The 16,278-nt window shown below is 42.2% G+C and carries 15 protein-coding genes; 1 reads left to right on the forward strand and 14 read right to left on the reverse strand.

Annotated elements, in window-relative coordinates; all coding sequences use genetic code 11:
- Window positions 1-3: 3 nt before the first annotated feature.
- The 14 genes from K1I97_RS02795 to K1I97_RS02860 form a co-directional block, all read right to left on the reverse strand.
- A complete protein-coding gene (locus K1I97_RS02795; RefSeq protein WP_223331494.1) occupies window positions 4-2,163 on the reverse strand; it encodes a LicD family protein in 2,160 nt (719 codons plus the stop codon).
- Between the two features lie 21 nt (window positions 2,164-2,184).
- Window positions 2,185-3,153 carry a glycosyltransferase family 2 protein gene (locus K1I97_RS02800; protein WP_223331495.1) on the reverse strand — a complete coding sequence of 323 codons (969 nt, stop codon included), beginning with the start codon at window positions 3,151-3,153 and terminating at the stop codon, window positions 2,185-2,187.
- Window positions 3,150-3,986 (reverse strand): LicD family protein, encoded by an 837-nt coding sequence (locus K1I97_RS02805; RefSeq protein ID WP_223331496.1) that lies wholly within the window; start codon window positions 3,984-3,986, stop codon window positions 3,150-3,152. The genes K1I97_RS02800 and K1I97_RS02805 overlap by 4 nt, the downstream gene beginning before the upstream one ends.
- A 147-nt stretch (window positions 3,987-4,133) precedes the next feature.
- Entirely contained in the window at window positions 4,134-5,420 is a 1,287-nt protein-coding gene (locus K1I97_RS02810; RefSeq protein WP_223331497.1) for an LCP family protein, read from the reverse strand.
- Entirely contained in the window at window positions 5,420-6,265 is an 846-nt protein-coding gene (gene pheA, locus K1I97_RS02815) for a prephenate dehydratase (protein ID WP_223331498.1), read from the reverse strand. Before pheA ends, K1I97_RS02810 begins: the two co-directional genes overlap by 1 nt.
- Window positions 6,262-6,738 carry a shikimate kinase gene (locus K1I97_RS02820; protein ID WP_223331499.1) on the reverse strand — a complete coding sequence of 159 codons (477 nt, stop codon included), beginning with the start codon at window positions 6,736-6,738 and terminating at the stop codon, window positions 6,262-6,264. Before K1I97_RS02820 ends, pheA begins: the two co-directional genes overlap by 4 nt.
- A complete protein-coding gene (aroA, locus tag K1I97_RS02825) occupies window positions 6,731-8,014 on the reverse strand; it encodes a 3-phosphoshikimate 1-carboxyvinyltransferase (protein ID WP_223331500.1) in 1,284 nt (427 codons plus the stop codon). The genes K1I97_RS02820 and aroA overlap by 8 nt, the downstream gene beginning before the upstream one ends.
- Before the next feature lie 89 nt (window positions 8,015-8,103).
- A complete protein-coding gene (locus tag K1I97_RS02830; RefSeq protein WP_000065973.1) occupies window positions 8,104-8,442 on the reverse strand; it encodes a YlbF/YmcA family competence regulator in 339 nt (112 codons plus the stop codon).
- A gap of 10 nt (window positions 8,443-8,452) precedes the next feature.
- The gene (locus K1I97_RS02835) at window positions 8,453-9,556 is read right to left on the reverse strand and encodes a prephenate dehydrogenase (RefSeq protein ID WP_038805451.1); all 1,104 of its coding nucleotides are present in this window, start codon (window positions 9,554-9,556) and stop codon (window positions 8,453-8,455) included.
- Window positions 9,557-9,565: 9 nt separating this feature from the next.
- Entirely contained in the window at window positions 9,566-10,732 is a 1,167-nt protein-coding gene (aroC, locus tag K1I97_RS02840; protein WP_223331501.1) for a chorismate synthase, read from the reverse strand.
- A 9-nt stretch (window positions 10,733-10,741) separates the two neighbouring features.
- Window positions 10,742-11,809: a 3-dehydroquinate synthase gene (aroB, locus tag K1I97_RS02845; protein ID WP_038805453.1), complete on the reverse strand. Its 1,068-nt coding sequence runs from the start codon at window positions 11,807-11,809 to the stop codon at window positions 10,742-10,744.
- Window positions 11,810-11,827: 18 nt separating this feature from the next.
- Window positions 11,828-12,682 carry a shikimate dehydrogenase gene (locus K1I97_RS02850; protein WP_223331502.1) on the reverse strand — a complete coding sequence of 285 codons (855 nt, stop codon included), beginning with the start codon at window positions 12,680-12,682 and terminating at the stop codon, window positions 11,828-11,830.
- The gene (gene aroD / locus K1I97_RS02855) at window positions 12,672-13,349 is read right to left on the reverse strand and encodes a type I 3-dehydroquinate dehydratase (RefSeq protein ID WP_223331503.1); all 678 of its coding nucleotides are present in this window, start codon (window positions 13,347-13,349) and stop codon (window positions 12,672-12,674) included. Before aroD ends, K1I97_RS02850 begins: the two co-directional genes overlap by 11 nt.
- Entirely contained in the window at window positions 13,346-14,509 is a 1,164-nt protein-coding gene (locus K1I97_RS02860) for a class I SAM-dependent rRNA methyltransferase (protein ID WP_223331504.1), read from the reverse strand. Before K1I97_RS02860 ends, aroD begins: the two co-directional genes overlap by 4 nt.
- A gap of 272 nt (window positions 14,510-14,781) precedes the next feature.
- On the opposite strand from K1I97_RS02860, the gene K1I97_RS02865 reads away from it, so the two are divergent.
- Complete coding sequence (locus K1I97_RS02865; RefSeq protein WP_223331505.1) at window positions 14,782-16,230, forward strand: alpha-amylase; 1,449 nt, start codon at window positions 14,782-14,784, stop codon at window positions 16,228-16,230.
- The last annotated feature ends 48 nt before the right edge of the window (window positions 16,231-16,278 follow it).

Genomic DNA, 16,278 nt, shown 5'->3' on the forward strand with positions numbered 1-16,278 from the left:
TGCTTACTTAGAACTTTTAGTGATTTTCCACAGTTTAAAATCATGGTGAGATACTCTCTGTTCAAGAGGGGGCAATTGCATGTAATCTCCATAGTCCGAGGTCAAAATTTCATGGTAGTGTTTTGGAATCATAAATTCCTTGCCTTCAAACGTTCCCACAATCACTTGTTTTAACCACTCACGTTTCCAAACTGGCTTATTCATATCCTTGTAAATCAAATAGTCAACTTGCTCGTAGTCAGCAACTGCTCTAGATTTAGCAAGCTCATCAATTTGCTCAACATACTTATTCGTATTTGTGAAATAGAAAATGACAACAGAGATATAACGGATCAAAGAATTTAGTAGACTTTTTGTATTAGTAATTCCTTTAAAAGTGTAACAACTTAATTGACGTTTCTTTATGAGTTTCGTCATTTTGTTTTTAAAATCTACGTCATCCTCATAGCCATCCACGGGGAAAATATCTACATAGATTCCCATATTCGAATCGATGCGAACATCTTCTTCCAGTAAATAAGTATGGTTATCCTGCACTTTCATGAAGGGATAGACATAGTTGAGATTATTTTTATAAGACATGACCTCGTAACGTTCATCAGGGTTAGCGATGAGGTAATCTTGTAGTTTCTCATAGTCTTCTCTTAGCATGCAAATATCCATATCATCGTCCCAAGGGATAAAACCTTTATGGCGAACCGCACCAATTAGACTTCCATATGCTAGGAAATACTTGACACCAATTTTCTGACAAACCTCGTGAATGTACTCCATGATTCCAAGTTCCATCTGTTGAATTTCACTGATATCTGTTACTTCTTGGTACCGAACTCCTTCATCCCGTTTGCAGACTACGAGTCCATAGCCAATTGCTAACCAGAAGATGATATTAATAAAGTTGGTTGAATACATAATCTGACTCTCAAACAGCTGACCAAACAAGATACCGAAGAAAAGGATCATGATTAATTTATCAGTATTTTTCTTGGAAACAATCAAATACGTTAAAAAGCGCTTGATGACGTAAGCCAGTACAAGAAGGAAGGATACCAAACCTAGAACTCCCGAACTGACAAATATGGTCACAAAAATGTTATGGAAATTCCCACCAATAAGGGAGTTTTGAATCTCAAATTTACTGAAATATTCTGCATAGTAATCTGGAACATTTCGTACACCATAACCAAAAATTGGTTTGGCACTTCCCATCTTGATGGCATTTTTCCAAATGTAGGTCCTACCACTCGGTGTTGTTTCAATCAGATGGAGTTCACCATTCTTTTTAGTAGCAGACGAATCTGTTTCAGCGTAGGATTGCCCTTTGTTTAAATCTAAAACGGTCGCAGTTTCAGATGCGATATAAATTGAAGTTGCATAGCTTAATCCAATATTAGTAGCAGTAATTAGCAGACCGGCAACAATAAAAGTGAGGAATCGTTTAATGATAGTTCCTCTAGTAGCAAAGAAACTATAAAGTCCAACCATGAGGAGTAAAGAAAGTAAGGCTCCTCGACTTTGCATCGTAGCGAAGTAAACTAATTGAATCACATTGTTCAGTTTAAGATAAACAGAATATTTACTTCCTTTGTGGATCAAATACATAGCTAAAATAATGCTAATGTATGAAAATATCGCACTAGCATTTGGATTAACAATCCCCCATAGACGTCCATTCATGACACCATAGTAATAGGATTGTTCGCCAATCTTAAATAGGATAAGGACTCTACTTACCAATAAACCAAATGCAAAGATTGCGGAAGAGAAAGAAATGATTTGAACTGTGTAGGCAATCCAGTCAAATAATCTTTTAAGCTGATCCGATTGTAACATGGTAAATAATAAAACATAGGTTACCATGAAAAGGATTTCAATCACATTCCCAATCAAATGTCCGGAGCGATTGAATACTGCCGATAGCAGATGACTACCAGATAACAAGCCAAATAAGGCCAAAAACTTTCGATCTACTGTAATCTGTTTCCACTTAAACAACAATGTGTAGCAAATATAAAGTACAACAATCGCTGACAATCCCTTATAGATTGGATTTGCTACCTTATAAACTAGTGAACTCATACTTAAAATCGAAATGAAAACAAACAGATATGAAATCCATAATTTTGATTTTTCAAAGTATTCATTCATTTTTGAAAAATTCATTTTCAACTCCTTCTCATAATATTAGTTTCTTAACCCAACAATTTTCTTATATATCCATGGAGAAAATACAAGTGACAAGATAGCTATCTTACGAAATGTAGTGAAATAAGCATCCTTCCATATTTCACGTCGATGCTGAACAATCCAAGTCCTCAGCTCGACTTTCTCCTTTTGATACTCTTCACGTGAGGTAAAGATAATTTTATCGTAAACTGTGATGTACGACCAACATTCTCTATTTTTTAATTCGTATTTTAAATTAGGAAAGGCTTGTGAAACTTGAGCAATTATTTGCTGATAAACTTCTATCGTGTCAAATACATGTCGATTAACAGATGTTGTTGCACTTCCCTCACGATGATCATAATAATAAACAGGCTTGTCAATAAATACGCTACTGCATCTTGTCTTTAGTAGCAATTCAGTTAAAAATAAGGCATCTTCAGCTAGGTGATAATTTGTATTAAACTTTTCATACGCAAGCAGGTCTCTCTTAAACAGTTTTGCAACTGGAAAAAATGACGTTCTGGTAGTCATCAATAGTTCCTTCATGGTTTCTTCTGTTGACCAGAGTTCTGTTTTTCCAGAATGTGGAGGTAGGTCTGTTACAATGCCGTTTTTGATATGGTGCAGAGGAGCAATAACAAAGCCTACATTCAACCCCTCAACTGCACCTGCTAAGGTAGCTAGGTAATCCTGAGTAACGAAATCATCACTATCAATAAAGGTAACCCAAGAACCCGTCGCTAGCTGAATTCCCATATTTCTAGCATTTGAAACACCAGCATTTTCGATATGATAAACCTTGATATTCTCATACTGAGATGCTAGGTGATCACAGATTTGTCCGCTGGAATCGGTAGAACCATCGTTGATTAGGATTAACTCAAAATGGGCATAAGTCTGTTGAAGAATCGACTCCACACATCGCTCCAGATAGGCTTCTACATTGTAGACTGGAACGATAACGCTTATTTTTTCTCCCATCATGCTCCATATTCTCCCTTGTACTCTGTGTAGCTCTTGTCCATGTCTGCTATAATGGCATCATGATGCGGTACTTGCTTGTCCGCTGGTGGCGGTGTCATATAATCCCCAAAAGCAGTGCTGAGATAGGCATCATAACCGACTGGGATGGGCATCTCAGTTCCTTCAAATGGCAAGAAGAGATTGTCCTCAAAGGATGCGATTGGGTATTTGTTTCGCATGTAGCCGGGACCTGAGCATAATTCCGTAATTCCATCGCTCTCAGTCAGACCATACTTGGTCATTTCTTTCTCAGCTTTTTTCCAAATGCGATAACGTAGAGATTTTGGAGTCAGGCCGAGTAAGATGCGACTTCCCCATTTCATGATGGCACCATGCTTTTCTGGGATAGTTTGGGCGCAAAAAAGGGAATAAATCAAGGCCCAACGAATCTGTTTCTTACGCTCAGCTGGATTTTTAGGATAATAATCCAAAGGCAAAACATCCAAGGCCAAACCGTGTGGTAAATCCAAATCCTTTTGATAAGGCTTGATACAAGTGGTTTCCTTGTCACGAATAGTAATAAAGAGGTTTCGATCGACAAACTCCTTGTCACTTTTTGATAAGAAATAGCGCTCATCTGCAAAACGTGGCCACAGCTCTGCTAATTTTTCATAGTCCTTTCGAGGCATAAAAAAGTCTAAGTCATCATCCCAAGGAATGAAACCCTTATTACGAAGGGCACCAATAGCCCCACCACCACAGAGATAGCACAACAAATTATGTTCTTTACAAAATGCGACAAAATATTCAGCCATTTCCAGACTACGAGCCTGAATCGCTTTCAAATCACTCATGTCTCTCCTCTTCTTTTCAAAAACGAGTTATATCGTTTTATTATACCATAAAAAAGCCTTAAAAATCCATCAGATACCGTAAAAAATCAAAGCCCAATCCACCATTTTTACTGGTGAATGAAGCTTTGATTTTTATTTATCTATCTCTTATCTCATTCCCATTTGGGCGAGTTTAGTCCGGTATTTGTTCTGGTCGACAAGTAGACCTTGTCCTCCGTAGACATCATAAGCATCTACCCAATCGCCAAGTTCTGGCACTGTCAATCTTTCGATACCATTCTGTGCACCTTCGATAACTGATAAGCCATTGGTCAGTAAGAAGGTATATGGTAGGTTGGTAGAAGTCATTCCAAATACTTTTCCAAGTGCCTCTGAACCGGTAAAGAGTTTGGTCGGATCTTTGATCTGCTCAAGAACGGCTGACATGACTTGCTGCTGACGTTTGGTACGACCATAGTCTCCTTCATCATCATCACGGAAGCGAGCGTAGTTGAGCAAGGTCGAGCCATTCATCTGCTGTTTCCCAACTTTAATAGTTTGAGTTGGTGATTCCGTTTCTGTTGCATGTAGGTCATCTCCAACTGTGGCTTCTGTCAGAGGCTGACCATTTAACGTTGAAAACTTAGCGTCTATAGTCACCCCATCAGGAAATAGCGTATCAATAGCAGTTGCAAAGGCCTGAAAATCCACTAGGGCATAGTACTTAATGTCCAAATCAAAGTTATCTTTTAGAACCTTGCGGACCATTTCTGCCCCTTTTTGCCCTTCTTGTTCCCCGAGTTCATAGGCAACATTTAGTTTATTATCCGTTTGTTTCTTGCCATTCACAATCTGGCTGTAGCCATCAATATAGACTAGGTTGTCACGCATAAAGCTGACTAGCTTGATTTTCTTATCCGAACCACTAACATTCAACACCATAATCGTGTCTGTACGGGTTTCTGCACTATTTTGACCAATCCGACCATCTGTCCCCATGACTAGGATATTCACCCCATCTTTGGTATCTTGACCATTAAAGACCTCTACTTGAGCTGCTTTTGCATCAGCTGGCTTATTGGTAGAGGTTGCTGACTGGAAACCGCGAAGAAACATAAAAATCATCCCCGCAGCCACACAGGTTATCAACAGTAAAAACCAAATTAAAAATCGTTTGAAAAATTTTCTTGGTTTCTTCTTTTTCCCTTTTGGAAGTGAAGTGTTCTTTTGCTGTCTATTTGAACGACTTCGATTAGTGTAGCTAGGAAGATCAATATCAGATCCCAAAGTTTCCTCATTTTTCTCATAGATTCTACTGTGAGGTGAAGTTCCATCTAGCTTTCTTTGTAGGTAGTCAAATTCTCTCTTTTCTCTGTCATTGAGATAATGAATATTTTTGTAGAGATAGTCATAACGTAACTGCTCGTGATGACTTAAAGGATTTTCTTTGCTCATTAACTCTCCTTTTCTAAATCAGTTATGGTAAAAATCGGGTAGGTTCCCAGGATCTTATGCTGGATTCCAATGGCTTCTAGTTCTTGTCTGGCAAAATGGACCAGTTCTTTGTCACTATAGTCTACATCAATAATGAAAAAGTATTCTCCCAAGGCTGTTTTAAGGGGGCGACTTTCAATCTTTGTTAAGTCAATCCCTCTCCAAGCAAAAGTCGAAAGTGCCTTGTAAAGAGCACCAGGTAGATTGTCTGGTAAGGTCAAGGCCAAACTCATTTTTTCAGCTTGTGGCTTCAAAGGGATTATCGGTATCTCTGCCCCTAACACCCAAAAACGCGTGAAATTAGCTTCCATTTCCTGAATATCCTCAGCAATTAATTCCAAGCCATATTCTTCAGCTGAACTTTTAGGAGCAATGGCTGCATATGGCTGGTCTGGATGTTCCGAAATAAAGCGAGCTGCATAGGCAGTACTGGCTGTTACCTCTATTTTAGCCTCTGGATAGTGTTTATCGATGAATTTCTTTCCTTGAGCTAGAGCCTGAGGATGAGAAAAAATCTTCTCAATTTTTGATTGACCTGGAACTGCCATTAACTGCTGATGAATGGGTTGAACGATTTCTGCAACTGCTTGGATGTGAGTCTGATGAAAAAGGTAATCCAAGCTTTCATGAACACTACCCTCGATAGAATTTTCAACTGGCACCACAGAATAGTCCACCAAGCCCTGTTCATAGGCCTTGATAACATCTGTGATATTGGCAAAGGCCTGCAATTCCTCTTTGGGAAAGGCTGTCTGCACAACATGATGCGAAAAAGATCCCTTGGGACCTAGATAGGCAATTTTCATCTCAGTTCCTCTATAATTTCCTCTGGACTTAACTTGGTCACATCCAAAACCTGACTGGCTACTTCCTCATACCAAACTTGTCTTTCATGGAAAATACTTGCCAGTTCTTCCTTGCTTTTGTTAAGAAAAAGCGGGCGCTGATTGTCCTTATCAGCTGCGATACGTTGGTAGAGGGTTTCAAAATCTGCTTTTAGGTAGATGTTATCAGGATTGGTTTTGAGCAAGTCACGATTTCTCTGAGAAATGACAACTCCTCCGCCAGTTGACACAACTCGGTCAGTTTTTAGTAAGTCAGCTAGGACTTCTGACTCTACTTGACGAAAGGCCTCTTCTCCCTTTTCAGTGAAGAAATCCGCAATGGACATGCCCAAACGTTCCTCGATTAAGGCATCCATATCGATGTAGTCTGGGTCCAATCCTCTAGCGATTGTCGACTTGCCAGCTCCCATAAATCCGAGTAATACCTTAGCCATGAATCAAGCTCTCCAAATCATCAAAGAAGCTAGGATAGCTGGTATTGATGGCTTCTGCACGGTCAAGTTCCACTTCTCCATCTGCAACTAAGAGGGCCGCGATGGCTGTCATCATGCCAATACGATGGTCACCAAAAGTATTGACTCTAGCGCCATGAAGGCTTGATTTCCCTTTAATAATCATCCCGTCTGCTGTAGGAGTGATATCCGCCCCCATGCTATTTAAAGCATCTGCCACCACCTGAATGCGGTCGGTTTCCTTGACCTTGAGCTCCTCAGCATCCTTAATGACCGTTACACCTTGCGCTTGTGTCGCGAGAAGAGCAATAATGGGTAATTCATCAATCAAGCGTGGAATCAAGGATCCACCTATCTCCGTTTCTTTGAGGTCTGAAGACTCGACAGTCAGGGTTGCTGATTTAGCAACTGGATCAATTTCAGTTATTTTGAGTTTCCCACCCATGGCGCGAATGACATCAATAATACCAGTACGCGTTTCATTGATGCCCACATTCTGCAGCACTACACGAGAGTTTGGAACAATCAAACCTGCAACCAACCAAAAGGCCGCACTGGAAATATCTCCTGGAACAACTACCTTTTGTCCGGTCAATTTTTGTGGTCCTTGGAGTGTGATTTTCTTGCCGTCCATACTTAAATGGCCACCAAATTGCTGAAGCATATCTTCGGTGTGGTTGCGAGTACATTCTTTCTCGATAATAACGGACTCCCCCTGAGCCTGCAAGGCTGCAAATATCAAGGCAGACTTAACTTGAGCAGAGGCGATTGGCAACTCATAGTGAATCGGTTTTAAATTTTTCGTCCCTTTTAGGCAAAGAGGAGGCAGGTCTCGCTCTGTTTGCCCTGAAATGCTGACGCCCATTTTTTTCAATGGAATCGTCACACGATCCATAGGACGCTTGGAAAGACTATCATCTCCGAACATTTCAACTTCAAAATCCGCACCAGCAAGTACACCTGAAATCAGGCGAATCGAGGTGCCAGAATTTCCCATATCAAGAGCATTTTGCGGCGCTTTTAAGCCATCCATGCCCACACCTTGAATGGTAATAACCCCATCTTTTTCCTCAATTTCAACACCAAGGTCACGAAAAACCTGCATGGTTGAGAGCACATCCTCTCCACGCAGAATATCATATACCTTGGTCTCGCCCTCAGCCAAACTACCAAAAATAATCGAACGGTGGCTGATAGACTTGTCACCTGGAACCCGGATACTGCCATGTAAGTGGCGAATGTTTGTTTTTAGTTTCATAGTTGACCTCATACTTGCAATACTTTTTCTTATTTTATCACAAAAAAGCCAGAAATTCCTGAAATTTCTGGCTTTTATACAGATAAATACTATTTCAATAATTCTGAAACAGGTTCAAAGACAATTTTTTCAATGTCTGAAAGGTAAATAGACAATTGTTGCTGTTTGGCAAAGAAATCTGACAAAAGAGCGTTCTCTTGGATTTGCTTGCTGAAAGACTGCATCTTTTCTTGGAAAGAGGCGTCTGGCATTTGTCCCGTTTGCGCCATGACTTGGATTTCTTGCTGGAAAGCGAGGTAGTCTGCAAAAATCTTGCTAGCTTGTTCATCAGCTTGGATGGCATCTTTTGCTGCCTTAACTGCCTTGTATTCTGGTAATTCGCGTAACCCACGGCTGAGTTCATTTGCACTATCGTAAATATTTGACATGATTTTCTCCTTATTTGATGACGACTGTGTAGTCCGTGTTTTCTGTAATTAAGCGCTCAGCTCGTTCCAGATCCTGAGCATTTTTAAAGGAAATTTGTAGAATCCCGTGAACATCCTCCCGGTTTTCTTCGTTGATGTGGATGTTGACCAAGGAAGTTCCACGTAGCAATTCCAAAATCCGCAAGATGACATCTTCTTCATCGGGAACATCGACATAGAGGTCATAAGAGCTATCCACACCTCCACGTTTATGGATTTCCATGGCCTGCCGTTGCTCACGCGCCTGATTGAAAAAGTTCCAGATTTGCTCTTCATCTCCATTGCTGATGGACTGACCAATCGCTTCCAAACGTTCCTTGAAATCCGCAATTCGCTCTAGAATAGTCTCACGATTAGACAAGAGAATGGAAGTCCACATACCTGGCTCACTCTCCGCAATTCGGGTCATATCTCGAAATCCTCCCGCCGCAAAGCGCCTTACCATTTCGTGTTCTTGTGCATAGACCGCTGTCTGCTCCATGAGACTGGAAGCCAGAATATGAGGAAAATGGCTAATCTGAGAAGTAACCCGATCATGCTCCTTGGCATCAATCTCGATAAAACGAGCGTGAAGGCCTGAAAGAAGATCTTTCATTTCCTCAAGTGTTTCAGGACCTGTTAGGCTTGAAGGTGTGAAGATATAGTAGGCATTTTCAAAGAGATTGACATCCGCAGAGGCAGCTCCTGTCTTGTGACTACCAGCCATGGGATGGGACCCGACAAAGCGGACAGGTTTGCCAGCCAAATACTGCTCCGCCACATCTACAATGGCTGACTTAGTCGAGCCAGCATCCGAGATAATGACGCCTTCTTTCAAGTCTAAATCTGCCAACTCCTTAATAAAAGCAATGGTCTGTTTGATTGGCAAGGTCAAGATGATGATATCTGCTAGGGGAGCGAAACTGGCAAAATCATCCGTCGCACGGTCAATCATCCCCCGCTCCAAGGCAATTTCTCTCGAATCCTGACTGCGATTATAACCTAAAATTTCATAGTCCGGATGATCACGCTTGATACCGAGCGCCATCGAAGCACCAATCAGACCGAGACCTGCGATATAGATGGTTTTTGCCATGAGGACTCCTTAATAGTTCTTTGTATAGTCTCGGTGCTTGGAAACTGCCTCTTTTAATTCTTCAAGATTATCTGATGAGAATTTTTCAAGAATTTCCTGTGCCAACACAGTAGCCACAACAGCTTCCATGACAACACCTGCTGCTGGAAGAGCGGTCGGATCACTTCTCTCCACAGTTGCCTTGTAAGGTTCGTGGGTTTCGATATCCACACTCATAAGTGGTTTATAAAGAGTGGGAATGGGTTTCATGACACCACGGACAACGATGGGTTGCCCATTAGTCATGCCACCTTCGAAACCACCTAGATTATTGGTGCGGCGAGTATAACCATCTTCTTTAGACCAGAGAATTTCATCCATAACTTGGCTGCCTTTTCGATAACCAGCTTCAAAGCCGAGACCAAATTCCACCCCTTTAAAGGCATTGATAGAGACAACTGCTTGGGCCAATCGCGCATCCAATTTTCTGTCCCATTGGACATAGGAACCGAGACCAACTGGAACACCTCCGACGACTGTCTCCACAACCCCACCGATGGTATCACCGTCACGTTTGATTTGGTCAATATAATCCTTGATTTCCTGTTCTCGTTCTTGGTTGACAATAGAAACTTCCGACTGGGCAGCTCGTTGCTTAATCTCAGCCACTGTCAGACTTTCAGGTACATCGATTTCCTTGCCACCAAAGACCACGACATGATTGGCAATCTCCATATCCAGTTCAGCTAAGAGACGTTTGGCTACTGCTCCAACTGCTACTCGCATGGTTGTTTCACGAGCTGATGAACGCTCCAAAGAATTTCGCAAATCGTCAAAACGGTACTTGATGCCCCCAACCAAATCAGCATGACCTGGACGAGGATGAGTGATTTTCCGCTTGCTTTTAAGGCGGTCTTCAATGTCCTCCGCAGACATGATATCCAACCATTTTTGGTGGTCCTTATTGATGACATCCATGGTAATAGGAGCCCCTGTCGTCTTCCCGTGGCGAACGCCCGAAGTAAAGACAACCTGGTCACTCTCAATCTTCATACGACCACCACGACCGTAGCCACCCTGACGGCGTTTAAGGTCTCCATTAATATCCTCAGCTGTCAAAGGTAGTCCGGCCGGAATACCTTCAATAATAGCCGTCAGACGGGGGCCGTGTGATTCTCCTGCAGTTAAATATCTCATACACTCTCCTTATTTTACCAAGTAGTCTTTCATCTCTTCCAAAGAAACTGGGTGAATGGTCGCTGATCCGATCCCTGGTACCAAGACCAATTTCAAGGTGTTGCCACGCGCTTTCTTGTCATGAGTCAAAGCCTGATAGAGCTTTTCAACATCCCAGTTTTCATAGTCAACTGGCAAACCAAACTTCTGGCACATATCTTTGATAGATTGGGTCATTCCTTCTGGCATGAGGCCTTTTCCCTCAGCAACCTTGGAAATCTGCACCATACCCATAGCCACTGCCTCACCATGCATAACCTTGCCATAACCAGCAGTTGCTTCAATGGCGTGGCCAATAGTGTGTCCAAAGTTGAGGTAAAGCCGAACACCGTTGTCCAATTCATCCTCAACCACCATCTTGCGCTTAACCTGACAAGAATGTTCAATCAAAGTCTCTGCATGTTCCAGAATGCTCTCTACAGAACCATCTAGCTCCGTCAAGAGAGCCCATAGTTCTGGATCTTCAATCAAGCCGTACTTGATAACCTCACCCATTCCCTCAATCAACTCTCTTTCCCCGAGTGTTTCAAGGACAAGCGGATCAATCAGAACCCCATCTGGTTGGGCAAAAGTACCCACCATATTCTTAGCAAATGGAGTGTTAACGCCTGTCTTACCACCGATAGACGAATCAACCTGGGCTGTCAGACTGGTTGGTATCTGAACAAAGTGAATGCCCCGCATATAGGTAGAGGCCACAAAACCAGCCAAGTCCCCAACGACACCACCACCAAGAGCCACGATTCCATCGCTACGAGTCAGATCTTGCTTGACTAAAAATTCATAGACCTTCTGTACAGTTGTTAAATTTTTTCGTTCTTCTCCCTCTAAGAAATCAAAAACAGCTACCTGAAAACCAGCATCTTCTAGGCTGAGTTTAACCTTCTCTGCATAGAGAGAAGCTACATGGTTGTCGGTTACTATAACCACTTTTTGAGGTTGCCAGAGTTCTCGCAACCACTGACCAGCCTGAGCTAGACAACCTTTTTCAATCTGAATATCATAAGGATGATGCGGAATATCGATTCTGATTTTCATAGTAGGGTATCCTTTTCACTATTTATATTTTTCTGTTAAGGACTGCCAAATCTCGTCTGTCGGCATTTCTTTACCTGTCCACAGTTGAAAAGCTTCAGCAGCTTGATAGAGCAACATCCCCAGGCCGTTGACAGCTGGATTGCCCTGACTTCTAGCCCATTTCAAAAATGGCGTCTCAAAGGGTTGGTAAATGATATCTGCGACCAAGAGAGCCTCTGGCAAATTGATACTTTCTGGAACTGGCGACGACTGGCCATCCATCCCAACACTAGTCGCGTTGACGAGCAGGTCCGACTCGGCAATCCTTGATTGCAGTTGAGAAACATCTTCTAAAGCATACAAGTCCACTTTAAAGCCTGTTTGCTCCTGCAACTTGTCTAGGTAAGGTCTTGTTTTTTCCATGGAAGCTGAACGCACAAAGACTGAAATCTGACTGACGCCATCCAAAATAGCCTGAGCCAAGATTGATTTGGCCGCACCACCTGCGCCCAGAATGGTCATTTTCTTATCCGAGATTGTAAAAGAAGGCAAGCTCTTAAAAAATCCCTTGCCATCTGTATTATATCCAATTAAAGTGCCATTATGATTGACAACTGTGTTGACTGCCCTAATCAAACGAGCTTCATCACTCAACTCATCCAGATAAGGAATCACTTGCTCCTTGTAAGGCATAGACAGGTTGATCCCAAACATCTGGTAACGGCGAATATTGGCAACTGTTTCTGCCAAGTCACCCGCTTCAATCTCCCAAGCTACATAGACACCATTGGTAGCTGTCGCCTCAAAGGCCCTATTGTGGATGAAGGGTGAAATAGAGTGTTTGATGGGATTGGCAACAACTGCAGCTAAACGTGTATAGCCATCAAGCTTCATCCAAAATCTCCCTAATTTTCTTCATGTTTGATAGAGAAATCTGACCTGGGGCACTCGCTTCATCCAGACTAGCAAATGACCAACTTGAACCCGTCACATCTGAAGTAATGCGTGATACCTTGCCCATTTTCCCCATGGAAATGGTCACGTACTCTTGCTCAGGATTGAGTGTTTTAAACCCTCGTGTGTAGTTCATCAGGTCTAAAACATCCTGCTCCGTATGGGCCATAACTGATACCTTGACCACTTTCGGAGAGAGACTGGTCAACTCAGACAAGATTTCCATCATGTTTTCAGGTGTTTCTTGGAAATTGTGATAACTCAAGACCAGATTTGGAAAATCCAACATCTCCTCAAAAACATCCTTGTGGCTGAAATACTCGAAATCCACATAGTCTGGTTGGTAGAGTTGGGTCACTTCCTTGATGATTTGAACATACTCTTCTGAGGAAAGTTCGATTTCTCCTCCCTCAGCGCGAGTCCGAAGGGTAAAGACCAGTTCGCGTCCTGCAAATTTTTCAAAGATAGCGGGTGCTACCTGTAAAATAGCGTCCTTTGTGAGAAAGTCCGCACGCCACTCAATGATATCGGCATCTTCATACCTAGTGGCATCCAGTTCTTGCGCTTCTTCTAAACTTCTTGGCATTACTGAAACGATTAATTTCATCTACTAACCTTCATACTAATCACCTTGAGGTAATTACTGCTTTCATCTTTTTTATTATAGGCAAAGTCTGCTGGAAGACCATATTGGTTCAAGATCTGATACCTTCTTCCTGCAAAACCTTTATCAATTTGTTCTGTAAATTTCTGGCGGGAAACATTGGCAGCATTGGTACTGGCGATGATAATGCCTCCCGGATTTAAAATCTCTAGACTCTGGGAAATCAACTTGTGATAGTCCTTAGCTACAGAGAATGTTTGTTTTTTATTGCGGGCAAAGCTCGGTGGATCAAGAACAATCACATCAAAGGTCAAGCCTTTTCGCTTGGCATACTTGAAGTACTCAAAGACATCCATAACGATAAAACGATGATTGTCCGTGCTGAGTCCATTTACCTGAAAATGAGCTTCTGACAGCTCTCTGGACCGTTTGGCCAAGTCGACGGAAGTTGTCTCACTAGCGCCTCCCATAGCTGCAGCAACTGAAAAGGCAGCCGTATAGGAAAACATATTGAGCAAGGATTTGCCTATGGCTAGGCCGTCAACCAAACTCCCACGAACCTCATGCTGGTCTAGGAAAATACCTGTCATCAAGCCATCATTCATAAAGACTTGATAGAGCACGCCATTCTCAAGAACAGTAAAGTAATTTGGCGCTTCCTCACCATAAACATAGGCAGACTCGTAGTCTAGACCTTTAAAACGAATCTTCTCATAAGCCCCCAAGACCTCAGGAAAAACTTCCTTAAAAGCCTTTACTATCAGCTCACGAATCTGGTAAACAAAGGAGTTGTACCAAGAAAAGACAGCATAATCTCCATAGAGATCAATAGTCAGACCCCCAAAGCCATCCCCCTCTTGGTTAAAAAGGCGAAAAGCAGTGGTCAAGTCATCCTGATAATAAGGCTTTCTAGCTTCCTTAGCCTTACGAAACAGAATTTCAAAAAAGGCTTGATCGAAAGGAACTTTTTCCTTGCTGATGAACCAACCGATTCCCTTGTTCTGCTGAGAAAGATAGGCACTCCCTAAAAACTCTCCGTCTTGACTAAGAACTTCTACTGCCTGATCCGTCAGTTCAATATCTGTTAAATCACTTGCTTCCAAAAGAACTAGACCCTTAGCTAGCTTTTTTTCAACACGTCTGCTGACTCTAATTCTATTCATAGCTACTATTATAGCAAATTTTGTGACAATTCTCAAAAAAGAAACCGTTTAATCAGCTGGACTTTCGTTTACTTAGTGTCATTTTTGTTCAAATAAGTTTATTCCATTTACTTTTTCACCAAAACATCCTTTCCCTTATAATGGAAAGAGAGATTCTATTCGCTAAAAATAGACAAAAACAGAAATGAGTATAGAATCCTGCGCAAACGTTTGTCTAGTTCTAAACTTTATGGTAGAATAAAACACAACATTGATAAGCAAGAGGAAAAACAATGCAAAATCAGACACTTATGCAATACTTTGAATGGTATCTACCCCACGACGGCCAACACTGGACGAGATTGGCAGATGACGCAGAGCACCTAGCAAACCTTGGTATCAGCCATGTCTGGATGCCACCTGCCTTCAAGGCAACCAACGAAAAAGATGTAGGCTATGGCGTTTACGATCTTTTTGACCTAGGTGAATTTAACCAAAAAGGGACTATCCGCACCAAGTATGGGTTTAAAGAAGACTATCTTCAAGCCATTCAAACCCTAAAGGCACAGGGAATTCAACCTATGGCCGATGTGGTGCTCAATCACAAGGCTGCTGCCGATCATATGGAAGCCTTTCAGGTTATTGAAGTGGACCCTGAGGATCGTACTGTTCAACTAAGCGAGCCCTTTACTATCAATGGCTGGACTCACTTCACCTTCGATGGTCGCCAAGACACCTACAATGACTTCCACTGGCACTGGTACCACTTTACAGGTACAGACTACGATGCCAAACGCCGTAAGTCTGGTATTTACCTGATCCAAGGAGACAATAAAGGTTGGGCAAATGAGGAATTGGTCGATAACGAAAACGGTAACTACGACTACCTCATGTATGCAGACCTAGACTTTAAGCACCCTGAAGTCATCCAAAATATCTATGACTGGGCTGACTGGTTCATTGAAACGACTGGTGTGGCAGGTTTCCGCTTGGATGCCGTTAAGCATATCGATTCCTTCTTTATGGGCAATTTCATCCGTGATATGAAGGAGAAATACGGTGAGGATTTCTATGTTTTCGGGGAATTTTGGAATCCAGACAAGGAAGCCAACCTAGACTATCTCGAGAAAACGGAAGAACGCTTTGACCTTGTCGATGTTCGTCTCCACCAAAACCTCTTTGAAGCCAGCCAAGCTGGTGCAAGCTACGACCTTCGTACTATCTTTACTGATAGCTTGGCTGAACTCAAGCCTGATAAGGCTGTCACTTTCGTTGATAACCATGATACTCAAAGAGGACAGGCACTCGAATCAACCGTCGAAGAATGGTTTAAACCAGCAGCCTATGCGCTCATTTTATTACGCCAAGATGGTCTTCCATGTGTATTTTACGGAGACTACTATGGTATTTCAGGAAAATACGCCCAAGAAGATTTCAAAGAAGTCCTTGACCGACTCCTCGCCATCCGCAAAGACCGAGCCTATGGAGAGCAAACAGACTACTTTGACGATGCTAACTGTATCGGATGGGTTCGTTCAGGTGCTGAAAACCAATCCCCAATCGCAGTCCTTATCTCAAATGACCAAGAAAACATCAAGTCCATGTTTGTCGGGCAAGAATGGACTGACCAAACCTTTGTTGATCTCCTTGAAAATCACCCAGCACAAATTACAATCAATGCTGAAGGTTATGGAGAATTTCCAGTAGCAGCGGGTTCAGTCAGTGTCTGGGCAGCAAAATAAACCTATCAGGTACAAGTCAAATCCAACCGGATTTGGCTTTTTTTGTAT

The organism is Streptococcus oralis (assembly GCF_019929345.1).
Taxonomy (GTDB): domain Bacteria; phylum Bacillota; class Bacilli; order Lactobacillales; family Streptococcaceae; genus Streptococcus.